The organism is Streptomyces sp. NPDC030143 (assembly GCF_055573695.1).
In genome coordinates this window covers 92,089-117,317 of the sequence record NZ_JBVIAY010000016.1, presented here as the reverse complement: position 1 = coordinate 117,317, position 25,229 = coordinate 92,089, and the positions used below count along the sequence as shown (strand labels likewise).

The 25,229-nt window shown below is 72.3% G+C and carries 24 protein-coding genes; 7 read left to right on the top strand and 17 right to left on the bottom strand.

Annotated features, from left to right (window positions below; translation table 11 throughout):
• Positions 1-122: 122 nt before the first annotated feature.
• The 7 genes from rnc to recG all read right to left on the bottom strand — a co-directional run bounded on the left by rnc (position 123) and on the right by recG (position 6,492).
• Positions 123-962 (bottom strand): ribonuclease III, encoded by an 840-nt coding sequence (gene rnc / locus ACZ4YY_RS25730; RefSeq protein WP_468294606.1) that lies wholly within the window; start codon positions 960-962, stop codon positions 123-125.
• A gap of 19 nt (positions 963-981) precedes the next feature.
• Positions 982-1,155 carry a 50S ribosomal protein L32 gene (gene rpmF, locus ACZ4YY_RS25725; protein ID WP_003951102.1) on the bottom strand — a complete coding sequence of 58 codons (174 nt, stop codon included), beginning with the start codon at positions 1,153-1,155 and terminating at the stop codon, positions 982-984.
• Between the two features lie 2 nt (positions 1,156-1,157).
• Positions 1,158-1,802, bottom strand: a complete 645-nt coding sequence (locus tag ACZ4YY_RS25720) for a YceD family protein (protein WP_468294603.1) — start codon at positions 1,800-1,802, stop codon at positions 1,158-1,160.
• Between the two features lie 142 nt (positions 1,803-1,944).
• Positions 1,945-3,021 carry an ATP synthase F0 subunit B gene (locus ACZ4YY_RS25715; protein WP_468294601.1) on the bottom strand — a complete coding sequence of 359 codons (1,077 nt, stop codon included), beginning with the start codon at positions 3,019-3,021 and terminating at the stop codon, positions 1,945-1,947.
• Between the two features lie 99 nt (positions 3,022-3,120).
• A complete protein-coding gene (coaD, locus tag ACZ4YY_RS25710; RefSeq protein WP_468294861.1) occupies positions 3,121-3,600 on the bottom strand; it encodes a pantetheine-phosphate adenylyltransferase in 480 nt (159 codons plus the stop codon).
• A 26-nt stretch (positions 3,601-3,626) separates the two neighbouring features.
• Positions 3,627-4,211, bottom strand: coding sequence for a 16S rRNA (guanine(966)-N(2))-methyltransferase RsmD (rsmD, locus tag ACZ4YY_RS25705; protein ID WP_468294598.1), 585 nt, complete (start codon positions 4,209-4,211; stop codon positions 3,627-3,629).
• Between the two features lie 67 nt (positions 4,212-4,278).
• On the bottom strand, positions 4,279-6,492 hold the full coding sequence (gene recG / locus ACZ4YY_RS25700; protein ID WP_468294596.1) for an ATP-dependent DNA helicase RecG: 2,214 nt from the start codon (positions 6,490-6,492) through the stop codon (positions 4,279-4,281).
• A gap of 167 nt (positions 6,493-6,659) precedes the next feature.
• Here recG and ACZ4YY_RS25695 point away from each other — a divergent pair, with 167 nt between their 5' ends.
• Together ACZ4YY_RS25695 and ACZ4YY_RS25690 are read left to right on the top strand one after the other, a co-directional pair.
• Entirely contained in the window at positions 6,660-8,531 is a 1,872-nt protein-coding gene (locus ACZ4YY_RS25695; RefSeq protein WP_468294592.1) for an HSP90 family protein, read from the top strand.
• Positions 8,531-11,470 carry a tetratricopeptide repeat protein gene (locus tag ACZ4YY_RS25690; protein WP_468294589.1) on the top strand — a complete coding sequence of 980 codons (2,940 nt, stop codon included), beginning with the start codon at positions 8,531-8,533 and terminating at the stop codon, positions 11,468-11,470. Before ACZ4YY_RS25695 ends, ACZ4YY_RS25690 begins: the two co-directional genes overlap by 1 nt.
• Before the next feature lie 21 nt (positions 11,471-11,491).
• Here the strand turns inward: ACZ4YY_RS25690 and ACZ4YY_RS25685 are convergent, their stop codons facing one another.
• Positions 11,492-13,177: a DAK2 domain-containing protein gene (locus ACZ4YY_RS25685; RefSeq protein ID WP_468294586.1), complete on the bottom strand. Its 1,686-nt coding sequence runs from the start codon at positions 13,175-13,177 to the stop codon at positions 11,492-11,494.
• A gap of 255 nt (positions 13,178-13,432) precedes the next feature.
• Here ACZ4YY_RS25685 and rpmB point away from each other — a divergent pair, with 255 nt between their 5' ends.
• On the top strand, positions 13,433-13,618 hold the full coding sequence (rpmB, locus tag ACZ4YY_RS25680; protein ID WP_003993230.1) for a 50S ribosomal protein L28: 186 nt from the start codon (positions 13,433-13,435) through the stop codon (positions 13,616-13,618).
• Positions 13,619-14,185: 567 nt separating this feature from the next.
• On the opposite strand, the gene thiD is transcribed toward rpmB, so the two are convergent.
• Both thiD and ACZ4YY_RS25670 read right to left on the bottom strand, forming a co-directional pair.
• A complete protein-coding gene (gene thiD, locus ACZ4YY_RS25675; protein WP_468294584.1) occupies positions 14,186-14,992 on the bottom strand; it encodes a bifunctional hydroxymethylpyrimidine kinase/phosphomethylpyrimidine kinase in 807 nt (268 codons plus the stop codon).
• Positions 14,989-15,954: a thiamine-phosphate kinase gene (locus ACZ4YY_RS25670; protein ID WP_468294581.1), complete on the bottom strand. Its 966-nt coding sequence runs from the start codon at positions 15,952-15,954 to the stop codon at positions 14,989-14,991. The genes thiD and ACZ4YY_RS25670 overlap by 4 nt, the downstream gene beginning before the upstream one ends.
• 206 nt (positions 15,955-16,160) lie before the next feature.
• Between ACZ4YY_RS25670 and ACZ4YY_RS25665 the strand changes: the two genes are divergently transcribed.
• Both ACZ4YY_RS25665 and ACZ4YY_RS25660 read left to right on the top strand, forming a co-directional pair.
• Positions 16,161-16,394: an Lrp/AsnC family transcriptional regulator gene (locus ACZ4YY_RS25665; RefSeq protein WP_468294578.1), complete on the top strand. Its 234-nt coding sequence runs from the start codon at positions 16,161-16,163 to the stop codon at positions 16,392-16,394.
• Between the two features lie 19 nt (positions 16,395-16,413).
• The gene (locus ACZ4YY_RS25660) at positions 16,414-16,896 is read left to right on the top strand and encodes a DUF3515 domain-containing protein (RefSeq protein ID WP_468294575.1); all 483 of its coding nucleotides are present in this window, start codon (positions 16,414-16,416) and stop codon (positions 16,894-16,896) included.
• 614 nt (positions 16,897-17,510) lie between these two features.
• Here ACZ4YY_RS25660 and ACZ4YY_RS25655 read toward each other — a convergent pair.
• Genes ACZ4YY_RS25655 through ACZ4YY_RS25645 form a run of 3 tightly spaced genes read right to left on the bottom strand, consistent with a single transcriptional unit; the run spans position 17,511 to position 20,505 of the window.
• Positions 17,511-18,668 carry a D-alanine--D-alanine ligase family protein gene (locus ACZ4YY_RS25655; protein WP_468294572.1) on the bottom strand — a complete coding sequence of 386 codons (1,158 nt, stop codon included), beginning with the start codon at positions 18,666-18,668 and terminating at the stop codon, positions 17,511-17,513.
• Positions 18,669-18,727: 59 nt separating this feature from the next.
• Positions 18,728-19,738 (bottom strand): NAD(P)H-dependent glycerol-3-phosphate dehydrogenase, encoded by a 1,011-nt coding sequence (locus ACZ4YY_RS25650; protein WP_468294570.1) that lies wholly within the window; start codon positions 19,736-19,738, stop codon positions 18,728-18,730.
• Positions 19,735-20,505 carry a lysophospholipid acyltransferase family protein gene (locus ACZ4YY_RS25645; protein ID WP_468294567.1) on the bottom strand — a complete coding sequence of 257 codons (771 nt, stop codon included), beginning with the start codon at positions 20,503-20,505 and terminating at the stop codon, positions 19,735-19,737. Before ACZ4YY_RS25645 ends, ACZ4YY_RS25650 begins: the two co-directional genes overlap by 4 nt.
• Positions 20,506-20,660: 155 nt before the next feature.
• Between ACZ4YY_RS25645 and cofC the strand changes: the two genes are divergently transcribed.
• Positions 20,661-21,299 (top strand): 2-phospho-L-lactate guanylyltransferase, encoded by a 639-nt coding sequence (gene cofC, locus ACZ4YY_RS25640; protein ID WP_468294564.1) that lies wholly within the window; start codon positions 20,661-20,663, stop codon positions 21,297-21,299.
• Positions 21,300-21,308: 9 nt separating this feature from the next.
• Positions 21,309-21,512, top strand: a complete 204-nt coding sequence (locus tag ACZ4YY_RS25635) for a hypothetical protein (RefSeq protein WP_468294561.1) — start codon at positions 21,309-21,311, stop codon at positions 21,510-21,512.
• Between the two features lie 338 nt (positions 21,513-21,850).
• On the opposite strand, the gene ACZ4YY_RS25630 is transcribed toward ACZ4YY_RS25635, so the two are convergent.
• From ACZ4YY_RS25630 to leuC, 4 genes are all read right to left on the bottom strand, one after another.
• The gene (locus ACZ4YY_RS25630) at positions 21,851-22,483 is read right to left on the bottom strand and encodes an HU family DNA-binding protein (RefSeq protein WP_468294558.1); all 633 of its coding nucleotides are present in this window, start codon (positions 22,481-22,483) and stop codon (positions 21,851-21,853) included.
• A 137-nt stretch (positions 22,484-22,620) separates the two neighbouring features.
• On the bottom strand, positions 22,621-22,851 hold the full coding sequence (locus tag ACZ4YY_RS25625; protein ID WP_468294555.1) for an SCO5555 family protein: 231 nt from the start codon (positions 22,849-22,851) through the stop codon (positions 22,621-22,623).
• 261 nt (positions 22,852-23,112) lie between these two features.
• Entirely contained in the window at positions 23,113-23,706 is a 594-nt protein-coding gene (gene leuD, locus ACZ4YY_RS25620; RefSeq protein WP_468294552.1) for a 3-isopropylmalate dehydratase small subunit, read from the bottom strand.
• A 6-nt stretch (positions 23,707-23,712) separates the two neighbouring features.
• Entirely contained in the window at positions 23,713-25,143 is a 1,431-nt protein-coding gene (leuC, locus tag ACZ4YY_RS25615) for a 3-isopropylmalate dehydratase large subunit (RefSeq protein ID WP_468294549.1), read from the bottom strand.
• Positions 25,144-25,229 lie beyond the last annotated feature (86 nt).

Sequence of the window (25,229 nt, the reverse complement as noted above, 5' to 3'; positions counted from 1 at the left end):
GATCCCCCCTCGGTGTGCTCGGGTACGGGCCGAGCGCCCTCCCCTGCGGCGGGGCGGGCGCTCGGTCGCGTCGTGCGTCGGCGCACGTCGGTGCACCTCAGGAAGGCGCACGTCGGTGCACGTCAGGCGGAGGTGGCCGACTCGGTGTCGACGCCTTCGTCGGCGACGACGACGGCGGCGGCCTGGGTGGCGGCCTGGGCGGCCGTCCGGGCCCGCTCGTCCGCCGCGGCCCGGATGGACCGCCATGCGGACTCGGCGGCCTGCTGCTCCGCCTCCTTCTTGCTGCGGCCGGTGCCGGTGCCGTACGAGACGCCTCCGACGCGGGCGGCAGCAGTGAAGGTCTTCTCGTGGTCGGGGCCGGTCTCCGTGACCAGGTACTCGGGGACGCCGAGGCCTTCGGTCGCGGTGAGCTCCTGGAGGGACGTCTTCCAGTCCAGGCCGGCTCCGAGGTTCGAGGACTTCTCGATCAGCGGGTCGAACAGGCGGTGCACCAGTTCGGAGGCCGCGTCGAGGCCCTGGTCGAGATAGACCGCGCCGATCACCGCTTCCAGGGTGTCGGCGAGAATGGACGCCTTGTCCCGGCCGCCCGTGCCCTCTTCACCCCGGCCGAGCCGGATGAAGGAGCCCAGGTCGAGGCCGCGACCGACCTCCGCCAGCGCACGCGAGTTCACCACCGCGGCCCGCAGTTTGGCCAGTTGGCCTTCGGGCAGGTCGGGATGGGTGCGGTACAGCGTGTCCGTGACGACGAGGCCGAGCACGGAGTCCCCGAGGAACTCCAGCCGCTCGTTCGTCGGCAGGCCGCCGTTCTCGTACGCGTAGGAGCGGTGGGTCAGCGCGCGCACCAGAAGGGCGGACTCGACGTGGTAGCCGAGCCGCCCTTCCAGAAGCGTGTGGGACGAGGCCGTGTTGTCCGCCGGACCACCCCCGCGCTGGCGGGGACCGGTTGTCTTGGCGTCAGACATGAAGCCTCTCACCAGCCGCTCAGACCTCGAGGACCTGGCGCTTGTTGTAGGTGCCGCAAGACGGGCACGCGATGTGCTGCTGCTTGGGCTCGTGGCAGCGCTCGCACGCAACCAGGGTGGGGACCGCAGCCTTCCACTGCGACCGGCGGTGGCGCGTGTTGCTGCGCGACATCTTCCGCTTCGGAACAGCCACGGCTACTTCTCCTGCTTCTCGTCGACGCCCGCTTCGGCGCCGCTCATCTCGTCCTTCTCGCCGTCTTCGAGTGAACCGGCGAGTCCCTGCAATGCCGCCCAACGGATGTCGACGGCGTCGTGGTGGTGGTCCGGGTCGTCCGCCAGCCGCTCTCCGCACTCGGAGCACAGGCCGGGGCAGTCGTCCTGGCACACCGGCTGCATGGGCAGTGCGAGCACCACCGCATCGCGCAGCACGGGTTCGAGGTCGAACAGGCCGTCCTCGATGAAGAGCCTGTCCTCGTCTTCCTCGGCGTCGTCGGCCGGTTCCGCCTTGGGGCGGCCCCGGTCGTCGGCGTCAGGGTACGAGAACATCTCCTGGAAGTCCGCTTCGAGCTCCAGCTCGAGCGGCTCCAGACACCTTACGCACTCCCCCTCGGCCCGTGCACGGGCGGTGCCTGTGACGAGCACACCTTCCATGACCGACTCGAGACGGATCTCCAGCTCCACCGGAGCGCCTTCCGGCACTCCGACGACCCCCTGGATGCCGAGGTCCCTGGGGGCGTCGATCTCACGGGTCAGGCGCTGCAGCGCGCCAGGACGCCGACCCAACTCGTGCGTGTCGAACACGAGGGGGTTGCGGTGGTCGAGGCGGGCGTTGGGAGCCATTCCTGCTTTCGATCTTTCGAGCTTCGAGGGTGCCGCCCACCGGTGTTCCGGGCAGCGGTGATCGCGGACGTTCATGCGACCGAAGAGCCAGGATACTGGAGCTTTTGCTCTCAGCCCAATCCGGTGCCCTTCGCACCCGCCGTCACAGGCCGCGACCCTGTTCGTAGGCCCGCAACTGCTCGGCGCTGATCATGCCCGTGTCGAAGAGACTGGTCTCGTCGAGCGCGTACGCCTGCTGGTCCTGCGGGGGCTCTTGGGGCTGCTGGGACTCCTGGGGCTGCTGAGCGGCCTGGTGCGGGTCGTAGGCGGCCTGCTGGGCGTCGTAGCCCTGGTAGGCGGCGTACGGGTCGGCCTGCTGGTAGCCGTACGCGTCCTGGCCGCCGTAGGTCTGGTGCTGGTAGCCGCCCGCGTACGGGTCCGGGGACTCCTGGTAGGCGTAGGCCGGCTGCTGGTCGTACCGCTGTTGTTGCGGGGCGGGCTGCTCGGCCGGGGTCTCCTGGTCGGTGAGGGCGGCGAGGTCGGCGAGGTAGTCGGCGTCCGAGGAGTGCTGGAAGGTCGTGGTGTCGTCGGCGAGGGCACCCAGGTCGTCGGAGGCGATCCGGCCGTGCAGCTTCTGCCGGCCGCGGCCGACGGCCTCCAGGGTCTTGGCCAGGACCGCCTCGAAGGCGCCGAGCTTGGCGTCGACGTAGGCGTCGGCGTCGCGGCGCAGGGTCTCGGGGTCGTGGCTGCGCTCGGGGGCGTCCTCGTCCTCGTAGCCGTTCTCGTCGGTGCCGGGGCCGGTGCCGAGGAGCTTCTCTCGGCCACGGCCGACGGAGCCGAGGGTCTTGGTGAGGACGACCTCGAAGTTGGCGAGTTTGGAGTCGACGTAGTCGTCGGCCTCGGCGCGGATCTCCTCGGCCTCCTTGCGGGCCTCGGCGAGGATGCGGTCGGCCTCGGCCTGGGAGCGGCGGGCGATCTCGGTGTCGGAGATCAGCGAGCCGCGCTCGGCGTGGGCGGTCTCGATGATCCGCTCGGCCTCCTGCCGGGCCTGCTCGACCATGTGCTCACGGCCGCCGATCAGCTCCTGGGCCTGGGCGAGGGAGTCGGGCAGGGCCGCCCGCACCTCCTCCAGAAGGGCGAGCAGGTCCGCGCGGTTGACCACGCACGAGGCCGACATCGGCATGGATCGGGCGCTGGAGACCGCCGTGACGATCTCGTCGAGCTTCTTCTGCACGTCCACCGGGTGCTCGCCACTCTCTACAGCTGTGATGGAGACGGACGGGACGACTGTACGGCCCTGAGGTGTCCGCCGGACACCGGGTGACGGGCCGTCAGTGGGTCAGTCCCGCCTCAGCCGCTCGTGGAGCGCCTCCAGGACGAGGGGGGGCACCAGGTGGGAGACGTCGCCGCCCCAGGTCGCGACCTCCTTGACCAGGGAGGACGACAGGAAGCTGTAGGTGGGGTTGGTCGGCACGAAGAGCGTCTCGACGCCCGAGAGGCCGTTGTTCATCTGGGCCATCTGGAGCTCGTAGTCGAAGTCGCTGACCGCGCGCAGGCCCTTGACGATGGCCGGGATGTCGCGCTCCTTGCAGAAGTCGACGAGGAGACCGTGGAAGGCCTCGACCCGGACGTTCGCGTACTCGGCGGTGACCTCGCGGATCAGCTCGATCCGCTCCTCGATCTCGAACAGCCCCCGCTTCGACTTGTTGATCATCACCGCGACGTAGACCTCGTCGTACAGACGGGAGGCGCGGGAGATGATGTCGAGGTGTCCGTTGGTGATCGGGTCGAACGACCCGGGACAGACGGCGCGGCGCACTTGTGATCCCTCGCTCTCCGGTCCGGTCATCGTGCGTCTTCGCACGTAGAGGCGGCGCGACCGTACCAAAACGTTCCCTCGCCGTAGCGACGGGACCTGATCGCCTCAAAGCCTTCCGGCCAGTCGAACGTGCCGCCTCTGGTGTTGCGCTCCACGGTGACGAGGGCTTCCGCCGCGAGCCAGCCCTCCGAGCGGAGTGTGAGCAGAATCTCCCGAAGATCGTCGTCCGACACGGCGTAGGGCGGATCCAGGAAGACGAGGTCGTAGGGCCGGGGCGGCGGGGTCTGGACGATCTGCCGGGCCTTGCCCGCCCTGACCTCGGCGCCGGGCAGGCCGAGGCTCTTCACGTTCTCCCGGACCGTGCGCACAGCGCGGGCGTCGGCCTCCACGAGCAGGACGTGACCGGCGCCGCGGGAGAGAGCCTCCAGGCCGACGGCGCCCGAGCCGGCGTACAGGTCGAGGACGCGTTCGCCCTCCAGGGGGCCGCCGAGCAGGGACTGCCAGGTGGAGAAGAGGCCTTCGCGCGCGCGGTCGGAGGTGGGGCGGGTTCCGTTGCCCGGCGGCACGGCCAGGCGGCGTCCGCCGGCCACGCCGGCGATCACGCGGGTCATCTCGGGTCCTCGTGGGTGTGCTCCGGGGCTCGGGCGGGGCGCCCGAACCGTGGTCCCGTCCAGTCTGTCAGCCCTTCTCCAGGTACTGCTCCCGTTCCTCGTCCAGCAGGGCGTCCAGGGCCGTGCGCAGGCCCGGGAGGTGGGTGAGGTCCGGGTCGGCGGCGACGAGCGCGGCGGCCTCCTCGCGGGCCTCGGCGATGACCTCCTCGTCCTCGATGACGGCGAGCACGCGCAGGCTGGAGCGGGCGCCGGACTGGGCCTGGCCCAGGACGTCGCCCTCGCGGCGCTGTTCGAGGTCGATGCGGGAGAGTTCGAAGCCGTCGAGGGTGGAGGCGACCGCGTCGAGCCGCTGGCGGGCGGGCCCGGCCTCGGGCGTCTCGGTGACGAGGAGGCAGAGGCCGGGCGCCGAGCCCCGGCCGACGCGGCCCCGCAGCTGGTGCAGCTGGGAGACGCCGAAACGGTCCGCGTCCATGATCACCATCGCGGTGGCGTTGGGGACGTTGACGCCGACCTCGATGACGGTGGTGGCGACCAGGACGTCGGTGTTCCCGGCGGCGAAGCGGCGCATCACCGCGTCCTTGTCGTCGGGGGCCATCCGGCCGTGCAGCACCTCGATGGCGAGGCCCTGGAGGGGGCCCTCGGCGAGCTGGTCGGCGATGTCGAGGACGGCGAGCGGGGGCCGCTTCTCGGCCTCGTCCTCGGAGGGCTTCCCGCGGCCCGCCTTCTTCGCCTCGTCCGGCTCGTCGTCGTCGCCGATGCGCGGGCAGACGACGTACGCCTGATGGCCGTTCGCCACTTCCTCGCGGACTCTTTCCCAGGCGCGGGCCAGGAAGTGGGGCTTGTCGGCGGCCGGGACGACGTGGGTGGCGATGGGCGACCGGCCGGCCGGGAGCTGGTCGAGGACCGAGGTCTCCAGATCGCCGAAGACCGTCATGGCCACGGTGCGCGGGATGGGCGTGGCCGTCATGACCAGAAGGTGCGGGGGCTGTTTGCCCTTGCCGCGCAGGGCGTCGCGCTGCTCGACGCCGAACCGGTGCTGTTCGTCGACGACGACCAGGCCGAGGTCGTGGAACTGGACCTTGTCCTCGATCAACGCGTGGGTGCCGATGACGACGCCGGCCTCCCCGGTGACGAGGTCGAGCAGTGCCTGCCGTCGCGCCGCGGCCCCCATGGAGCCGGTGAGCAGCACCACCTTGGTGGCGTCCTCGGCACCGCCGAGCATCCCGCCCTGGGCCAGCTCGCCCATCATCTCCACGATCGAGCGGTGGTGCTGCTGGGCGAGCACCTCGGTGGGCGCGAGCATCGCGGCCTGGCCCCCGGCGTCCACGACGGCGAGCATGGCGCGCAGGGCGACCATGGTCTTGCCCGATCCGACCTCTCCCTGGAGCAGCCGGTGCATGGGGTGCTCCGTCGCCAGGTCGTCGAAGATCTCCCTGGAGACCTTGCGCTGGCCCTCGGTGAGGGTGAAGGGGAGGCGGTCGTCGAAGGCGGTGAGGAGACCGTCGGGGCGGGGGCGGCGGGCGACGGCCGGGAGCTGCGCGTCGGCGTGGCGGCGGCGGGCGAGGGCGACCTGGAGGACGAAGGCCTCGTCCCACTTCAGCCGGGCGCGGGCGTCGGCGATGTCGGCCTTGGTGTGGGGGCGGTGGATCTTGAGGAGGGCCTCGGGGAGGGAGAGCAGACCGCGGCCCTCGCGCAGGGTGTCGGGCAGCGGGTCGAGCGCTTCCCGGGCGCTGGGCAGGACGGTCTGGATCGCCTTGCCGATCTTCCAGGACTCCAGCTTGGCGGTGGCGGGGTAGAGGGGGATGAGGGCGCCGGCCCAGGTGTCGACGGCCTCCTCGCCGTCGCCGCGCAACAACTCGTAGGCCGGGTGCGCCAGTTGCAGACGGCGGTTGAAGACGGAGACCTTGCCCGCGAACATCGCGCGGGTGCCCGGCAGGAGCTCCTTGTGGGGTTTGTGCACGCCGTGGCCGAAGAAGACCAGCTGGAGACGGCCGCTGCCGTCCGTGATGGTGACTTCGAGGCGCTGGCCCTTGCCGCGGGGTGCCTTGGCGGAGGCGAAGGTGTGCAGGCGGGCGTCGGCGACCATGGCGACCACCGTGACGTGCTCGTCGAGGGGGAGGTCGGCGAGGTGGGTGAGCTGGCCTCGCTCCTCGTAGCGGCGCGGGTAGTGGTGCAGCAGATCGCCGACGGTGTGCAGGCCGAGGTGCTCGGCCATCACCTTCGCGGTGGGTGGGCCGAGCACTTTTTTGAGGGGTTCTTCGAGTGCGGGCACGAGATCCATTGCACACCACGCCACTGACAATGCCGTATACGTGTCTCGAAACCCCTGGTCAGACGGCTCGTTGGGGCTCTAGGATGGCGCGCTCCGGCCATCTACCGCGGTCACCGCCCCACCGGGACCGCCCGACCCCGCGCCGTCGACCTCCCCCATTCAGCGGCGCTGCAGCGATGGACTCCCAGACCTCACAGTCATCCCAGGCATCACAGTCACCTCATACGTTCCAGGTCGACCTGCGTGGTTTGGTGGACCTGCTGTCCCATCACCTCTATTCCAGTCCCAAGGTGTACCTGCGCGAGCTGCTGCAGAACGCCGTGGACGCCGTCACCGCCCGCCGGGCCGAGGATCCCGACGCCCCGGCGCGGGTGCGCCTGCACGCGTCGGACGGCCGGCTGCGGGTGGAGGACTCCGGTGTCGGCCTCACCGAGGCCGACGTGCACGACCTGCTGGCCACGATCGGGCGCAGCTCCAAGCGGGCGGACGGCCTTCAGGAGGCCCGGTCCGACTTCCTCGGGCAGTTCGGCATCGGGCTGCTGGCCTGCTTCGTGGTCGCCGAGCGCATCCGGGTGGTCAGCCGCAGCGCCCGTACGCCCGGCGCGCCGCCCGTGGAGTGGACGGCGCGGGACGACGGTTCGTACACCGTGCGGACGCTGCCCGACGAGGCGCGCCCCGAGCCCGGCACCACCGTGCACCTGGTGGCACGCGCCGGGGCCGGGGAGTGGCTCACCGAGCAGCGGGTGCTGGAACTGGCCCGCGACTTCGGCTCGCTGCTGCCGTACGACGTGCGGGTGGGCGAGGAGGCGGTCACCGATCTGCCGGCGCCCTGGGACCGGTCCTACGCCTCCCCGGCGAACCGGCGGGTGGCGCTGGCGCGGCACTGCCGGGAACTGTTCGGTTTCACACCGCTGGACTCGATCGAGCTGAACGTGCCGCTGGCGGGGATCCGCGGGGTGGCCTACGTGTTGCCGGCGGCGGTCAGTCCGGCGCAGCGGGCGAGTCATCGCGTGCACCTGAAGGGCATGCTGCTGACCGAGCGGGCCGAACAGCTGCTGCCGGACTGGGCGTTCTTCGTGCGCTGCGTGCTGGACACCGACAGTCTGCGGCCCACGGCCTCGCGCGAGTCGCTGTACGAGGACGAGACGCTCGCGGCCGTGCGGGAGGCGCTGGGCGAGCGCATCCGGTCGTGGCTGACGGGGCTCGCGGCGGGTGACCCGCAGCGGCTCGGGGCCTTCCTGGCCGTGCACCACCTGGGGGTGAAGTCCCTCGCGCGGCACGACGAGGAGATGCTGCGCACGATGCTGCCGTGGCTGCCCTTCGAGACGACCGACGGGCGGCTGTCCCTGGAGGAGTTCGCCCAGCGGCACCCGGTGGTGCACTTCACGCGGACGGTGGAGGAGTACCGGCAGGTCGCGCCGATCGCGTCCGCGCAGGGCGTCGGGGTGATCAACGGCGGTTACACCTACGACAGCGAGCTGGTCGAGGCGCTGCCCTCGGTGCGGCCGGGGACGGTGGTCGCCGAGCTGGACGCGGACACCGTGACCGCGCATCTGGACGCGGTCGACCCGACCGAGGAGCTCGCGCTGGCGGGGTTCCTCGCGGCCGCGCGGGCGAAGCTCGACCCGCTGGGCTGTGACGTCGTCCTGCGGGCCTTCCATCCGCTGTCCGTGCCCGCGCTGCATCTGGACGACCGGGCGGCGCGCCACGAGCAGGCCCGGGCGGAGGCCGAGGCGCAGGCCGACGACCTGTGGGCGGGCATCCTGGGGTCGCTGCGCGGGAGCGCCCCGCGCGCGCGTCTGGTGCTGAACCATCTCAATCCGCTGATCCGCCGGATCAGTTCGCTGCACGATCCCGAGCTGATCGGCACCGCCACGGAGTCGTTGTACGGACAGGCGCTGCTGATGGCGCAGCGTCCGCTGCGGCCGGCCGACTCCGCGCTGCTGAACCGCGCCTTCGTCGGCCTGCTGGAGTGGGCGACGCACGGGGTGTCCGCGCGCGGGGAATCCGCACACGGGGAGTCCGCACACGGGGAGGACGACCACTGATGACCGGGATCACGGACTTCGACTCGCTGCGCCGGGCCATGGCGGAGAACTCCGAGCAGCCGGAGGGTCCGGCCCGCAACGCGCGCGCGGAACAGCTGCTCGTGGAGGCCGAGAGGCTGAACATCCCGCTCGCCGTGATCGAGGCGCTCGGGCACCAGCTGAAGGTCTACAACTACAGCTCCGAGAAGGACAAGATGTTCGTCCCGTTCGCGCGGCTGCTGCGCATGTGGGACGAGCGGCCCGGGGACTTCGACGAGTACGAGACGCACTCGCTGCACTGGGTCTTCAAGTGGGTGTCGGCCGGCATGCTCGACCAGCCGCACGTCCCGCTGGCGTCGGTGGAGAAGTGGCTCGGCGAGATGGAGCACCGCTACCGGCTCGCGGGGCACTCCGAACGGGCGGTGCGCAGCGCGGAGTTCAGCGTGGCCGCGCATGTCGGGGACGTCGAGCGGGCCGAACGCGCGTTCGCCGCCTGGCTGGCCGCGGACCGCGACAGCATGGCCGACTGCCACGCGTGCGAGCTGCACGGACAGGGCTGGTGGCGGGCGGAGCGGGGCCGGGACGCGGAGGCGCTGGAGCTGTGGGCGCCCGTGCTGGAGGGTGCCTACACGTGCGCCCACGAGCCGCACACGGTGCTCGCGTCGTCCCTGGTGCCGCTGTTGCGGCTGGGCCGTCCCGAGGAGGCCCGCGCCCACCACCTGCGCGGCTTCCGGCTGGTGCGGCCGATGGAGAGCATGCGCGGCGCGTACGCCGACCACGTGGAGTTCTGCGCGCTGACCGGCAACGAGGCGCGGGGTCTGGAGCTGCTCGCCGAGCGGCCGGCGTACTTCACGGACGAGGGGCACCCGCGCAGCAGGCTGGAGTTCCTGAGCGTGGTGGTGCTGCTCATGGAGCGGTTGTCCGAGCTGGGGCTGGGCGGTCAGCGGGTGCCCGGACCTGCCGGGCGGACGTGGACCGCCGCCGGTCTCGCCGCCCACGCTCGCGAGGAGGCCCTCGCCCTGGCGGCGCGTTTCGACGAGCGCAACGGCACGTCGTACGTGAGCGAGCGGGCCCGCGCGCGCATGGCGCAGCGGCCGCTGGTGGAGCGGCTGCCGCTGGGGGTGCGGGCGGTGCGGCCGGCGGCGGGCGTTCCCGCGGCGCCGGCTCCCGTCGAGCCCGCCTCCGCACCCGACCTGGCCGACCTGATCGCCGCGGCGCGACGGCTGTCGGACACGCTGCGGCCGCACGCCGTGGAGGCGTGGGCGGCGGTGGCACGTGCCGCCGAGGGCGTCGAGCTCGACGCGCGCGACCGTGCGGAGATCGCCGAGCACGAGGCGATGGAGCGCGGCCCGGAGGGTGCCGAGGCGTTCGAGCGGGCGGCCGGGCTGTACGCCGAGGCGGGTGACCCCGGGGAGGCGCTGGCGGCACGCGCGCGTGGCGCGTACGTCCGCGCGCTCGGCGGGGACGTCGATGGGGCGCTCGCGGCGGTCGCCGAGCCCTACGACGCGGTCCTGGCGCTGTACGCCGAGGGCGGTACGCAGGTGCGGCAGGCGGCGGGCGTGCTGATGGGGAGGGCGCGGATCCTCATGCGGCGCGTCCTCGAGGCCGAGGGGCCGGTCGAGGAGCCGGTGTTGAAGGACGCCGAGGCCGCCGCGCGGGAGCTGCTGGCGCTCGTCGAGGGGCGCGCCGGGGACGACGTGCGGCTCGCCGCGCGGGTCGCCGAGGGGCACGCGATACTCGCGGAGCTGGCGACGCGCGCGGGGGACGTGGAGGCGGGCACGCGGCTGTTCGCGCGGGCGGCGGAGGAGTTCGTGACGGCGGGACTGCCCTGGTTCGCCGTGGAGTACGAGGCGCGGCTGGCCGGCCTCGCGCACCACCTGGGCGACCTGGTGGAGGCGGAGCGGGCGCTGCGGGCGGCGCTGGAACACGGTGGCCCTCATCTGGAGCCGGTCGGCCGGGCACAGCTGCACCTCCAGCTCGCCGAGGTCGTCGGAGGCCGCGGGGAGACCGAGGAGGCCGCCGAGCACGCCCTGGAGGCCGCGCACTGGGCCGACGAGGCGGGCGAGGGCCCGACGTTCGGCGCGTGGGCACGGCACCAGCTGGGCGGGCTCCTGGTGCGCCAGGGCCGCTGGGCGGAGGCCGCCGAGGTGCTGGAGTCCGCGCTGACGGACCTGCGGCCCGAGACGCACGGAGACGGGCCGGTCGTCCAGACGCAGTGGTGGCTCGGCGACTGCCTGAGTGAGCTCGGCGAGCACCGCGCCGCCGCGGAGCGCCGGCTCCAGGCGGCCGAGATCGCCCGGGACTGGCCCGAACAGCACGACCACGCGACCCTCGCGCACCTGGCCGCGGAGTCGCTCGGCCACGCGGGGCTGCCCGCCGAGGCCGACCAGGCGTACGCGCGCGCGGGTGAGCTGTGGCGCGCCCTCGGCAACGTCCACGGTCTCGTCCGTTCCCTGCGCGCCCGAGCGTGGCTGGCGTTGCGCACGCGGGGGCACACGGACGCGGCCCGGGATCTGATGACGGGCGCCGTGGAGGAGTGCGCGGACGCGCTGGGCGCCCTGGACGACGACGAGGAGGCCCGCCTCCGGCTCGTCCTCGAGCTGGGCCACACCCATCGCCAGTTCGGCGACCTGCTGGCCCGCTCGGCCGCCGAGGACGCCGACGACGACTCGATCCGGGACGCGCTGGAGGAGGCCCTGTCGCAGATGGCGGAGGCGGTCGCGGTGTTCGTCTCCCTCGGCGAGGGCGCCCTGCACGCCCGTACCGGCGCCGAGCTGGCCGCGGGCTGGCTGGAGACCGACCTGGGCCGCCCGGCGGACGCGGCGGCACGCGCGCGTGCCGTGCTGAGGGCGTATGCCGACGACGACCTCGACGGTGCCGACGGCGACGACGAGACGGTGGGGGCGCGGCGGGCCGAGGCGGAACAGTTGCTCCAGGTCGTGACGGAGCACACCGGCTGACCCTCCGGTGGACGGCGGGGCCTACTCGACGCCGATCAGCAGCAGCGCGCCCTGCCGTCCGCCCCGGTACACCACCGTGTCGACGGCCAGGTACGCCTCCCGCACCCGTGCCTCCAGGTGCTCGGCGACGCCCTCGGGAGCCTCGTCGCCGAGCACGAGGGTGACCAGCTCCCCGCCCGCCGACAGCATCCGGTTCAGCACGGTCTCCGCGGTGGCGGTGACGTCGGCGCCGATGACGGCGACGTCACCGTCGACGAGCCCGAGGACGTCGCCGGCCTGGCAGATGCCGGCCATGGTCCAGGACTGGCGTTCGGCGACGGTGACCTCGGCGTAGCGGGTGGCACCGGCGGCCGAGGTCATCGAGACGACGTCTTCGTCGAACCGGCGTTCGGCCTGGTGCACGGCGAGCGCGGCGATGCCCTGGACCGCGGAGCGGGTGGGGATCAGGGCCACCCGGATGCCTTCCGTGCGGGCCTGCTCGGCCGCGGCGGCGGCGGTGTGGCGCAGGTCGGCGTCGTTGGGCAGCAGCACGACCTCGCGCGCGTGCGCCCGGCGCACCGCTTCCACGAGTTCGCCGCTCGCGGGCGGCTCCCCCGGGCGCGCGAGGACCGGGGTCGCGCCGGCCTCGGCGTAGAGCCCGGCCAGCCCCTCCCCCGGCACGACGGCGACGACGGCCCGCTGGGCTCGCTCGCGGGGCGGTCGCTCGCCCCCGCGCGCGTGGACGTCGTCGACGCCGAAGTGCGTGATGCGGATCCGGTACGGCCGGCCGGCCTCGACGCCCGCCTCCACGGCGGCGCCGGCGTCGTCGACGTGCACGTGGACGTTCCACAGCCCGTCGCCGCCGACGACGACGAGCGAGTCCCCGAGGGCGTCGAGCCGCTCCCGCAGCCGGTCCACGGCCGCGTCCTCGGCCTCCAGGAGGTAGATCACCTCGAAGGCGGGGCCGCTCTCGCCGCCGCTCTCCGTCGGCGCGCAGACGTCCGCCGTGCCGCCCTCCGCACGCGCGCGTGCGACGGGGTCGGCAGTCGCGGTGGAGTCCCCCGGCCGCTCCCCCGTGAATGTCTCCACCAGCGCGGCGAGCACGGCCACGAGCCCCCGGCCGCCCGCGTCGACCACCCCGGCCCGCTCCAGGACCGCCAGCTGTCCCGGGGTTGCGGCGAGGGCCGTGCACGCTCCCCGGTAGGCGGCCCGGGCGACCGCCCCGCAGTCCCCGCCGGCCTCTCCGGCTGCGTCGGCGGCCGCGGAGGCGACCGACAGGACCGTGCCCTCGACGGGGTGGGCGACGGCCTGCCGGGCGGAGTCCGCCGCCTGCCGCAGGGCCAGCCGCAGCCCCTCCGCGTCGGTGTGAGTGCTCTCACCCCGGGTGGCGAGCACCTGGGCCATGCCCCGCAGCAGCTGCGCGAGGATCGTCCCCGAGTTGCCGCGCGCCCCGATGAGCGCGCCGTGGGCCATCGCGCGTGCGGCGTCGGCGAGCGAGGGCGCTCCGGCGGGCGCCGAGCCGGCCTCGTGGCCCGCGAACACCGCCTCGACCGCGGTCGCCGCCGACTCGACGGTGAGGTACAGGTTGGTGCCGGTGTCCCCGTCCGCGACGGGATACACGTTGATCGCGTCGATCTCCTCACGCGCCCGTCCGAGGGCGCGCAGCGCGAGACCGCACCAGGTGCGCACCGCGAGAGCATCGAAGAACGTCTGCGGCACCTGCGGCACCTGCGCCTCCTTGAGCTGCTGGACTGGGACGCAGCGTAGACCCCGGACGGGTGCCCGCCGGAAGAGGGCCGGAGCCGGGCCGTCGGCGGCCATGGTAGTTTCGTTGTGCTGGCGCAGTCGTTGTATGCTGCTCCGGTTGCCCGATGCAGATCGGGCTCTCCCCCTGGCAACGCCACTCAGATCTCTGATCTCATGATCATGATCCCGGCATGCCGGGATCCACCGTAAGTGCATCTGAAGTCTTTGGAGTGACCCGTGGCTGCCAACTGCGACGTCTGCGGCAAGGGGCCGGGCTTCGGCAACAACATCTCGCACTCGCACCGCCGTACGTCCCGCCGCTGGAACCCGAACATCCAGCGTGTGCGTACCGTGGTCGGCGGGACGCCGAAGCGCGTGAACGCCTGCACCTCGTGCATCAAGGCCGGCAAGGTCTCGCGCTGACGCTCGGCTGAGCGCGCGGCCACTGCCGGTTCGCTGCATCAAGCCGGTCCACCTCTGGTGGGCCGGCTTCTTGCTGTACCTACCCGAACCGCGGCACCGCTGCCCCGTCGAACCGCGGCACCGCCGTACCGCCGCCGTATCGCTGCACCGCCGGGACCCCCGCACGCCGCCGACCCGTCGCACCGCCGTACCGCCGCCGTATCGCTGCACCGCCGGGACCCCGGCACGCCGCCGACCCGTCGCACCGCCGTACCGCCGCCGTATCGCTGCACCGCCGGGACCCCGGCACGCCGCCGACCCGTGGCGCCGCCGGGACCCCCGCACGCCCCGGGACCGCTGCATCGCCCGGGACCCCCGCACCGCCAGCGACCGCTGCACCACCTTGTGCCGCCGTCGCCCCTGTGTCGCCCCGTGCCGTCGTCGCCCCTGTGTCGCCCCGTGTCGCCGTCGGGCGCCCCTCCGGCAGCTCTGCACCGCCCGCACCGCCGTCCCGCCGCCGTGCGGGGCGGGCAGGGCACGGATCGGCGGCCGTCTCCGCCCGGCCCCCGCACGAGGCGGCGGCAGCCGTCAGGCTCCGGGCGTGTCCGCCCGGGTGAGGCCCCAGCCGTGGTCCACCGGCCCGATGCCCCCGCCGAGCGCGAAGCCGGCCGCGATCGCCCCGGTGACGTACTCCTTGGCCGCCGTCACCGCCTCCGGCACGCTCCGTCCCCGCGCCAGGTGCGAGGCGATCGCCGCAGCGAGGGTGCAGCCCGTGCCGTGCGTGTGCCGGTTGTCGTGGCGCGGTGCGCGCAACCAGTGCTCGGCGGAGCCGTCGGTGAGCAAGTCGACGGCGTCGCCGGGCAGATGTCCGCCCTTGACCAGCACCCACCGCGGACCGTACGCGAGCACCGCCTCGGCGGCCCTGCGCATCCCGGCCTCCGACTCGACGCGCAGGCCGGTCAGTTGGGTCACCTCGTCGAGGTTCGGGGTGGCGACGGTCGCGACCGGCAGGAGTCTCGTGCGGACGGAGTCCAGGGCGGAGGCCGCCAGCAGCGCGTCACCGTGCTTGGAGACGCCCACCGGGTCCACCACGGCGGGCGCGTCCGTCCCGGCGATCAACTCGGCCACCGCCTCGACGAGTTCGGCCGAGGCGAGCATGCCGGTCTTCACGGCCTGCACGCCGATGTCGTCGACGACACTGCGGTACTGGGCCCGCACCGCCTCCACGGGGAGCTCCCAGGCACCCTGCACGCCGAGGGAGTTCTGCGCGGTGACGGCCGTGATGACGCTCATGCCGTGGACGCCCAGCGCGAGCATCGTCTTGAGGTCGGCCTGAACTCCCGCGCCGCCGCCGGAGTCTGAGCCGGCCACGGTGAGCACCCTCGGCGGACTCATGACTCGATGTCCCCGAAGTGGTCCCAGCCGCCCTTGCTGGTCCAGGGCGCCCCGTCGACGGTCACCTGGGGCAGGGCGGACGGGTTGAGGACCTCGCCGATCACCTTCCAGCGGGCCGGGAGCTTCACGTCCGGCGGGAAGGTCGCCACGATCGCGTGGTCCTCTCCGCCGGTCAGCACCCACTGGAGGGCGTCGACGCCGACGGCCTGACCGATGTCGTTCATCTGCGTCGGGATGTCGATCGCGCCCGAGCGGATGTCGATGCGGACCTTGCTGGCCTCCGCGATGTGCCCGAGGTCGGCGATCAGCCCGTCGCTCACGTCGCACATCGCGGTCGCGCCGAGCGCGGCGGCCGCCGGGCCGGCATGGTACGGCGGCTCGGGGCGGCGGTGGGCCTCGACGAAGGCGCGCGGCGAGCGGAATCCGCGGGAGAGGACCGCGTACCCGGCGGCGGACCAGCCGAGCCACCCGGTGACCGCGACGAGGTCGCCGGGCTGGGCGCCTCCCCGGGTGACGGGCTCCTGGTTGCGCAGGTCACCGAGCGCGGTGATCGACACCATGATGGTGTCACCGCGCACGACGTCACCTCCGACCACGGAGGCGCCGGCGACCTGGCACTCGTCGCGCAGGCCGTCCATCAGCTCGCTCGGCCAGGTGACCGGCAGTTCCGCGGGCACCACGAGGCCGAGCAGCAGGGCGGTGGGCACGGCACCCATCGCGGCGATGTCGGCGAGGTTCTGCGCGGCGGCCTTCCGGCCGACGTCGTAGGCGGTGGACCAGTCGCGACGGAAGTGCCGGCCCTCCAGCAGGATGTCGGTGCTGGCCACGACCCGGCGGTCGGGCGCGGCGACCACCGCGGCGTCGTCGCCGGGGCCCACCCGGACCGCCGGGGTGGTGGTGAGACGGGAGGTGAGCTCCCTGATGAGCCCGAACTCCCCGAGCTCACCAACAGTGCCCTTCATTGCCCTTTCGCCCCTTCTGTACCTGTTCGTGCCCGGTCGCGCAGGACCAGTGTCCTCGATACGGTCGAGGTGACCGTCAGCTTCTGTCGTGCCTGCACCCCGGCGCGGGGGCCGCGTCTCCCGCAGGTCTCCCCGTGGCGAGCGGCGACGCGATACCGTGGCGTTCCTTTTCCCCACATGATCCTCGTGGCCGCCCTGGAGGTTCCGTGGTACAGGCGTACATCCTGATCCAGACGGAGGTCGGCAAGGCGTCGACCGTCGCCGAGACGATCGACAAGATTCCTGGGGTCGTCCAGGCCGAGGACGTCACCGGTCCGTACGACGTGATCGTGCGGGCCCAGGCCGACACGGTCGACGACCTCGGCCGGCTGGTGGTCGCCAAGGTCCAGCAGGTGGACGGGATCACCCGTACCCTTACCTGCCCGGTCGTGCATCTGTAGCCCCCGTTACCCTTGGCCGGTGAACCCTTTCCGTCACCGGCCGGTCGTGCTGCCCTCGCTCGCCCTCCTGCTCGCTGCGGCGGGCTGCTCCTCAGCAGACGGTGACGCGTCGGCGGCGGTTCCCAGTCCCTCGGCAACGGTCACCAAGCTGTGCCGCAACCTGGACAAGGCGTTGCCGTCCAGGGTGGAGGACCAGGATCGCCGGGATCCCTCACCCGAGTCCGCACTGACCGCGGGCTGGGGGAACCCGGCGATCATACTGCGCTGCGGTGTCGAACGACCCGAGAAGATGAGCGATGCCGAGGCCGACGGGGTCGAGGTGGACGGCGTGGGCTGGCTGCTGGAGAAGCAGCCGGACGGGTCGTTCCACTTCACCACGACGCTGCGCAGGGCCTATGTGGAGGTGCGGATTCCCGAGGCGCGGACCGGGGACGGGCTGGCGCCGCTCGTGGACCTGGCGCCGGCTGTGAAGAAGACCGTGCCGGAGGGGATCGCGGACTGACGCCGGCCCGGCGGATCACCCCGGGCCCCACCGACCCGCCACCGTCCACGTCATTGCCGTGCGGCGAGCACGGCACCGTCTCCGTCTCCGTCACGGTCGCCGGTCGGGCACGCGCCTGCGTCTCGCGGAACGGGCAAGGAACCGTCCGCGTGACTGTCGCGGAACGGGCAAGGAACCGTCCGCGTGACTGTCGCGGAACGGGCAAGGAACCGTCCGCGTGACTGGTCGCGGGACGGCCAGGGCAAGGCCGGCATCGCCCGCGTCACTGTCACGGGGCAGGTCCGGCATCGTCACCGTCGCCGGTCGAGCACGGCCCCGTCTCCGCCGCTGCCGCGAGGCGGGCAAGGCATCGCCCGAGTCACCGTCACGGCGTCGGCGGCCGAGGGGCGGCGCCCCGGTCCGCCGGCGATGCCGCGGGCACCCCATGCTCGGCTTGGCCCGCGCCGCAGGGGCGAGCCGGCCCGGGCTCGGCGCCCACTCCCCCGCCTCACGCGGGTGCGGGTGAGGGAACCCGGGCGCACGTGCCCGACGCCCGCTCCGCCTCGACGGAAGGGGCCGGGCAGCCGTCGCTCACACACTCACCGTGCGCCGCCCCCTGGCGGGGACGGCCCGGATCAGCGCAGTCCCGTCGAGCGGTGCAGTGCCGCCTGGATCAGCCGGTCCACCAGCTCCGGGTAGGTGACACCGCTGGCCTGCCACATCTGCGGGTACATGGAGATCGGCGTGAAGCCGGGCATGGTGTTGATCTCGTTGATCACGAACTCGCCGTCCTCGGTGAGGAAGAAGTCCGCGCGCACCAGCCCCTCGCAGGAGGCCGCCTCGAAGGCGTCGACCGCGAGACGCTGCACCTCGGCGGTCTCCTCGGGCGTCAGCGGGGCCGGCACGACGCCCGGAGTGGAGTCGATGTACTTGGCGTCGAAGTCGTAGTACGCGTGCGCGTCCGGCGGCGGGATCTCAGCCGGGACGGAGGCCCGTGGGCCGTCCTCGAACTCCAGGACGCCGCACTCGATCTCACGGCCGCGCAGCGCCGCCTCGACGAGGATCTTCGGGTCGTGGCGCTGGGCCTCGGCGATCGCCTCATCGAGGCCGGAGATGTCGTCGACCTTGGTGATGCCGATGGAGGACCCCGCGCGCGCGGGCTTCACGAAGAGCGGCCAGCCGTGCTCGCCGGCGAAGTCGACGATCTTCCTGCGGGCGGCCGGCTCGTCCTGCCGCCACTCGCGCGGCCGGACCACCACGTACGGGCCCACCGTGAGCCCGAAGGAGGTGAACACCCGCTTCATGTACTCCTTGTCCTGGCCCACGGCCGAGGCGAGCACACCCGAACCCACGTACGGGATGCCGGAGAGCTCCAGCAGTCCCTGGAGGGTGCCGTCCTCGCCGTAGGGGCCGTGCAGCACCGGGAAGACGACGTCGACCTCACCGAGGGCCTTGGGGACCGATCCGGGCTCGCTGTAGACGACTTCACGGTTGGCGGGGTCGACGGGGAGCACCACGCCGCCCTCCTGCGACTCGGCGAGTTCGTCCACGCTGGGCGTGCGGCGGTCGGTGATCGCCATGCGCTCGGGTTCGTCGGCGGTGAGGGCCCAGCGGCCGTCCCGGGTGATACCGATCGGCAGCACCTCGTACTTCGTCCGGTCGATGGCCTTGAGGACTGCTCCGGCGGTGACCACGGAGATTCCGTGTTCGGAGCTGCGTCCGCCGCACACGACGGCCACGCGCGGCTTGCGAGACGGCTGCTCGGGGCTCTGGGAGAGGTTCTCGGTGCTCATATCGCGTTGAGAGTACCCGGTGGTAGGGCCCCGGGGCAGCGTCCGCCCCGGGGGTTCGCTCAGCGTCGTTCGGGCTTCGCGCTGCGCGACATCAGCTCCTTGAGGGCGACCACCGGCGGCTTGCCCTCGTGCACGATCCCGACGACCGTCTCCGTGATCGGCATGTCGACGCCGTGCCGACGGGCCAGATCCAGCACCGACTCGCAGGACTTGACGCCCTCGGCGGTCTGCCGGGTGACCGCGATGGTCTCCTGGAGGGTCATGCCCCGGCCCAGGTTGGTGCCGAAGGTGTGGTTGCGGGACAGCGGCGAGGAGCACGTCGCCACCAGGTCGCCCAGCCCCGCGAGTCCGGCAAACGTCAGCGGGTCGGCGCCCATCGCCAGGCCCAGCCGGGTGGTCTCGGCGAGCCCGCGCGTGATGAGGGAGCCCTTGGCGTTGTCTCCGAGGCCCATGCCGTCCGCGATGCCGACGGCGAGGCCGATGACGTTCTTCACCGCGCCGCCCAGCTCGCAGCCCACCACGTCGGTGTTGGTGTAGGGGCGGAAGTACGGCGTGTGGCAGGCAGCCTGCAGACGCCGGGCGACCTGTTCGTCGGTGCAGGCGACCACGGCCGCGGCCGGCATGCGGGAGGCGATCTCCTTGGCGAGGTTGGGCCCGGTGACGACGGCGACGCGGTCGGCGCCGACCTTGGTGACGTCCTCGATCACCTCGCTCATCCGCATGGTCGTACCGAGTTCGACACCCTTCATCAGGGAGACGAGGACCGTGTCGGGCGCCAGCAGGGGCGCCCAGTCGGCGAGGTTGGCGCGCAGGGTCTGGGAGGGCACGGACAGGACCGTGAAGTCGGCGTCCGCGGCGGCCTCGGCCGCGTCGGTGGTGGCCCGCGCGTTGCGCGGCAGCTCGACGCCGGGCAGGTAGTCGGGGTTCGTCCGGGTGGAGTTGATCGCTTCGGCGACCTCCGCCCGCCGGGCCCACAGGGTGACCTCGCACCCCGCGTCGGCGAGCACCATGCCGAAGGCCGTGCCCCACGAACCGGCGCTGAGGATCGCCGCCTTGACCGGCTTGCTCACGTGCTCTGCCCTTCTGCCTGGTTGCCCTGCGTCTGCGCCCGGGTCCGGCGCCGCTGCTCGATCCTCTCCCGGCGCGGGTCGTACGGCGTCTCGGGCGCCTTCTCGCCGCGGATCTCCTCGAGCTGGCGGGTGATGGCGGCCATGATGACCTCCGTCGCCTCCTTCAGCAGCTCGGGGGTCATCTCCTTGTCGTAGAACCGCGAGAGGTCCACGGGCGGGCCCGCCAGGACGTGGTGGGTCTTGCGGGGAAGGAGGTTGGGCTTCTTGGCGTAGGGCGGGAGCAGTTCGTTGGCGCCCCACTGCGCGACCGGGATCACCGGGCACCTGGTGCGCAGGGCGACGCGCGCGGCACCGGTCTTGGCGGTCATGGGCCAGCCGTCGGGGTCGCGGGTGAGGGTGCCCTCGGGGTAGAAGGCGACGCACTCGCCGCGCTCCACGGCCTCGATCGCGGCCCGGAAGGCGCTGAGCGCGTCGGTGCTCTCGCGGTAGACGGGGATCTGTCCGGTGCCGCGCATCGCGGCACCGACGAATCCCTTCCTGAAAAGGCCGCTCTTCGCCAGGAAACGCGGCACACGCCCGGTGTTGTACTGGTAATGCGCGTAGGCGAAGGGGTCGACGTGCGAATTGTGGTTCACCGCGGTGATGAATCCGCCCTCGGCCGGAATGTGCTCCATCCCGCGCCAGTCCCGCTTGATCAGAACCACCAGCGGCGGTTTGCAGAGGACCGCAGCGAAGCGGTACCAGAAGCCGATTCTGCGGCGGGGCACGCGGACACCTTCCTCTAGGACTTTCTCCGGCGCCTGGGGGCCGCACAAGTGTCGCCCCGGGCCGTCGGTCTGTCGAGGACACCGTACGCCCCGAGCGGCGTGGAGCCCGAGGGGCCGGGTGACAATGTCCGCGACGAGAGAGGGACGGTACACCGGTGCAGTGGAGCTTGGTCATACCTCTGAAGCCCTTGGCGCTGGCCAAGAGCAGGCTCGCGGACACCGCCGCCGACGGGTTGCGCCCCGGACTCGCCCTCGCCTTCGCCGAGGACACCGTGTCGGCCGCGCTGGCCTGCCCGGCCGTCCGGGATGTGGCAGTCGTCACGGACGACACGCTGGCCGGGCCCGCGCTGGCCGCGCTGGGCGCCCGGGTCGTCGCCGACGAGCCGCGTTCCGGCCTCAACGCCGCCCTCGGGCACGCGGCGGCGGCCGTACGCGCCGTCCGCCCCGACAGCGCGCTCGCCGCCCTGAACGCCGATCTTCCGGCGTTGCGTCCCGCTGAATTGGCCCGGGTCCTGGACGCTGCCGCGGAATTCCCGCGCGCTTTTCTCCCGGATGCGGCCGAAATCGGCACGACACTTCTCGCCGTCGCGCCGGGTCGTGAATTGCTTCCCGCATTCGGTGCGGATTCCCGCGCGCGTCACCGCGCTTCCGGAGCGGCGGAGCTCGCTCTCGACGCGGTCGACTCGGTACGGCAGGACGTGGACACCGGCGAGGACCTGCGGGCGGCCCTGGCGCTCGGGGTCGGACCGCGCACCGCCGCGGCGGCCGCGCGCCTGCTGATCCCCGGGCAGTAGGCTGCCGTCATGCAGGCCACCGCATACACGTACGACCCCGAGACCCGCAGCGGCCAGGTGCTGCTGGACGACGGCACCCCGGTGCCCTTCGACGCGCCGGCGTTCGACGCGGGCGGACTGCGGCTGCTGCGACCGGGCCAGCGGGTACGCGTCGAGACCGAGGGCGAGGGCGACGCCCGCCGCATCACCCTGGTGACCTTGCAGACCTTCTGAACACGGCGGCAGGAGACAGCAGGACTCCTGCCCGCGGCCTCGAAGAGGCGCAGGCCCCCCACCGGCGGCTCCGGCACACGCATCTGTTCGCGGCTCCGGCAAGCGCAGCCCTTCCGGACGCGGCTCCCCCGAACGCTGCTTCCCCAGGCCCAGCCCTTCCGGACGCGGCTTCCCCGAACGCTGCTTCCCCAGGCCCAGCCCTTCCGGACGCGGCTTCCCGCAGCCCAGACCTTCTCGGCACAGGCCGCCGGGGCGTGCTCGACTCCCGCCGGACACACCGCGGGCCGGACTCGACAGGGAGTCCGGCCCGGCGCGTGAACGCCCTTGACCTGCGGCGACTAGCGGCTGGTGGTCTTCTTGGCGGTGGTCTTGCGCGCGGTCGACTTCTTGGCGGGGGCCTTGGTGGCGGTCGCCTTCTTCGCCGGGGCCTTCTTCGCGGTGGCCGTCTTGGCGGTGCTGGTCTTCTTCGCGGCCGCGGTCGTCTTGGTGGCCGTCTTCTTCGCGGTCGTCTTCTTGGCGGTGGCCGTGGTCTTCTTCGCCGCGGCCGTCGTCTTCTTCGCCGGGGTGGTCTTCTTCGCGGCGGCCGTCTTGGTCGTCGCCTTCTTCGCGGCGGCCTTCTTCACCGTCGCGGAGGCGCCACCGGTCAGGCTGCCCTTGGGGGCCTTCTTCACGGCGACGTCGTTCTTCGGGAGCTTCTTCGACCCGCTGACCAGGTCCTTGAAGCCCTGGCCGGCGCGGAAGCGAGGTACGGAGGTCTTCTTGACCCGAACCCGCTCGCCGGTCTGGGGGTTGCGGGCGTAACGAGCCGGACGGTCGACCTTCTCGAACGAACCGAAGCCGGTGACCGAGACCCGGTCCCCGGCGACGGTCGCGCGGACGATGGCGTCCAGGACCGCGTCGACCGCGTCGGCGGCCTGCTGGCGGCCGCCCAACTTGTCGGCAATCGCTTCTACGAGCTGCGCCTTGTTCACGTCTTCCCCTTCGGAGACATCGCCAGAACGAAAGTGTTCAAGCTTTTTCGCACGTTAGGCAGATATATACCGCAAATCAAACACGAAACGGGCTAATCACCCTTGTGCCGCAACGAACTCGGCTGCCCCGGAGGCGATCAACGCTCCTCTTCGGGCATCCGCCCTTCGGCGAGGTCCTCCATGAACCGCTCCAGCCGCCTTGTCGCATCGGCGAGATCGTGCTTGGCCGCGGCCGTAATGACCAGCAGCTTCCGGGTCAGCGCCATCCGTACGCCCTCCGGGACTTGCAGTGCGCGCACTCTTGCGTGCGCTTCCTTGAGTTGGTTCGCGACCGCCGTATAGAGCTCGAGTTGGCCGTCGTGTTCCATGCACAGATTGTGCCATCTGGGGCGAGTTGTCGCCCGCCCAGGGGGCAACTGCCGCCTCAGACGGCCTTCCGGGCACCTCGGGAGATCGCGTCCTCACTGGGCGCTTACCCCGGCAACCACCGTCTTAACGTGGGAAGTTGGGAGGAAGGGTGAGGGGTCGCGGGTCTGGTCGGGTACGGAAACAGCCGTACCCCCGATCGGTCCGATCGGGGGTACGGCGGGGTGTCGCGGTGGCCGAAACTCGACCACGTCCCAGAAGGCTCAGACCGGGAGCGTCCGCGGCTTGAACGACGGGCGCCCGGCCTCGTAGGCGGCGATGTCGGCCTCGTTCTGGAGGGTGATGGAGATGTCGTCCAGCCCGTTCAGCAGTCGCCAGCGGGAGTTCTCGTCCAGCTCGAAGGGGGCGGTGATGTCCCCGGCCCGCACCTCACGCGCCTCAAGGTCCACAGTGACCTCAGCCGTGGGGTCCTGCTCCGTGAGCTCCCACAGGGCGTCCACGATCTTCTGGTCCAGCACCACCGTGAGCAGCCCGTTCTTCAGCGAGTTGCCGCGGAAGATGTCGGCGAAGCGGGAGGAGATCACGGCCTTGAAGCCGTAGTTCTGCAGCGCCCAGACGGCGTGCTCGCGGGAGGAGCCGGTGCCGAAGTCGGGGCCGGCGACCAGCACGGTCGCCCCCTCGCGCTCGGGGCGGTTGAGGACGAACTCCGGGTCCTTGCGCCAGGCCTCGAACAGCCCGTCCTCGAAACCGTCCCGCGTGACCTTCTTGAGCCAGTGAGCAGGGATGATCTGGTCGGTGTCGACGTTGGAGCGGCGCAGCGGGACGGCCCGGCCGGTGTGCGTGATGAATGCTTCCATGACTGATCAGACTCCAGCGGGCGTACGGGTCTCGGCGTCGGACAGGTCGGCCGGGGAGGCCAGGTGGCCCAGGACGGCCGTGGCGGCCGCGACCTGCGGCGACACCAGGTGGGTACGACCGCCCTTGCCCTGCCGGCCCTCGAAGTTGCGGTTGGAGGTGGACGCGGAGCGCTCGCCCGGTGCCAGCTGGTCGGGGTTCATGCCCAGGCACATCGAGCAGCCCGCGTGCCGCCACTCGGCGCCGGCCTCCTTGAAGACGACGTCCAGGCCCTCGGAGACGGCCTGCAGACCGACCCGCGCGGAGCCCGGGACGACCAGCATCCGTACGCCGTCGGCGACTTTGCGGCCCTTGAGCAGGTCGGCGGCGGCGCGCAGGTCCTCGATGCGCCCGTTGGTGCAGGAACCTACGAAGACGGTGTCCACCTTGATGGACCGCAGCGGCTGCCCGGCCTCCAACCCCATGTACTCCAGGGCCTTTTCGGCGGCGAGGCGCTCCGAAGCGTCTTCGTACGAAGCCGGGTCGGGGACGTCCGCCGAAAGCGGTGCGCCCTGGCCGGGGTTGGTGCCCCAGGTGACGAACGGCGACAGTTCGGCGGCCTCGATGACGACCTCGGCGTCGAACTCGGCGTCCTCGTCCGTCTTCAGCGTCTTCCAGTACGCGACGGCCGCGTCCCAGTCCTCACCCTTCGGGGCGTGCGGACGGCCCTCGAGGTAGGCGAAGGTGGTCTCGTCGGGGGCGATCATGCCCGCACGGGCGCCGGCCTCGATCGACATGTTGCAGATGGTCATCCGGGCCTCCATCGAGAGCTTCTCGATGGCCTCGCCGCGGTACTCCAGGACGTAGCCCTGGCCGCCGCCGGTGCCGATCCGCGCGATGATCGCCAGGATCAGGTCCTTGGCGGTGACACCCTCGGGCAGTTCGCCGTTGACGGTGATCGCCATGGTCTTGGGGCGGGCCATCGGCAGCGTCTGCGTGGCCAGCACGTGCTCGACCTGCGAGGTGCCGATGCCGAAGGCCAGACCGCCGAAGGCGCCGTGGGTGGAGGTGTGCGAGTCGCCGCAGACGACGGTCATGCCGGGCTGGGTCAGCCCCAGCTGCGGGCCCACGACGTGCACGACGCCCTGCTCGACGTCGCCGAGCGGGTGCAGCCGCACGCCGAACTCGGCGGCGTTCTTGCGCAGCGTCTCCAGCTGGACGCGGGAGACCGGGTCCGCGATGGGCTTGTCGATGTCGAGGGTCGGGGTGTTGTGGTCCTCGGTCGCGATGGTGAGGTCGAGGCGGCGCACCCGGCGGCCGCTCTTGCGGAGACCGTCGAAGGCCTGCGGGCTGGTCACCTCGTGCAGCAGGTGCAGATCGATGAAGAGGAGGTCGGGCTCGCCCTCGGCGCGCCGGACGACGTGGTCGTCCCAGACCTTCTCCGCGAGTGTCCTACCCATCGCTTTCCCTCCGGCCGGCAAGAGTCGCACCGGCCCTAACTAGAGATCTTGTGGAGGCAGCGCCCTCGCCCCAGTTCCCGGGCATC

Coding starts and splice junctions, on each gene's coding strand:
- rsmD (WP_468294598.1), bottom strand. CDS start 4,211: ATGACCCGCGTGATCGCCGGCGTGGCCGGCGGACGCCGCCTGGCCGTG.
- leuC (WP_468294549.1), bottom strand. CDS start 25,143: ATGGGTAGGACACTCGCGGAGAAGGTCTGGGACGACCACGTCGTCCGG.
- ACZ4YY_RS25625 (WP_468294555.1), bottom strand. CDS start 22,851: ATGGAACACGACGGCCAACTCGAGCTCTATACGGCGGTCGCGAACCAA.
- recG (WP_468294596.1), bottom strand. CDS start 6,492: ATGGATCTCGTGCCCGCACTCGAAGAACCCCTCAAAAAAGTGCTCGGC.
- rnc (WP_468294606.1), bottom strand. CDS start 962: ATGTCTGACGCCAAGACAACCGGTCCCCGCCAGCGCGGGGGTGGTCCG.
- ACZ4YY_RS25690 (WP_468294589.1), top strand. CDS start 8,531: ATGACCGGGATCACGGACTTCGACTCGCTGCGCCGGGCCATGGCGGAG.
- leuD (WP_468294552.1), bottom strand. CDS start 23,706: ATGGAAGCATTCATCACGCACACCGGCCGGGCCGTCCCGCTGCGCCGC.
- thiD (WP_468294584.1), bottom strand. CDS start 14,992: ATGAGTCCGCCGAGGGTGCTCACCGTGGCCGGCTCAGACTCCGGCGGC.
- ACZ4YY_RS25635 (WP_468294561.1), top strand. CDS start 21,309: ATGCAGGCCACCGCATACACGTACGACCCCGAGACCCGCAGCGGCCAG.
- ACZ4YY_RS25655 (WP_468294572.1), bottom strand. CDS start 18,668: ATGAGCACCGAGAACCTCTCCCAGAGCCCCGAGCAGCCGTCTCGCAAG.
- ACZ4YY_RS25695 (WP_468294592.1), top strand. CDS start 6,660: ATGGACTCCCAGACCTCACAGTCATCCCAGGCATCACAGTCACCTCAT.
- ACZ4YY_RS25670 (WP_468294581.1), bottom strand. CDS start 15,954: ATGAAGGGCACTGTTGGTGAGCTCGGGGAGTTCGGGCTCATCAGGGAG.
- ACZ4YY_RS25720 (WP_468294603.1), bottom strand. CDS start 1,802: ATGGCTCCCAACGCCCGCCTCGACCACCGCAACCCCCTCGTGTTCGAC.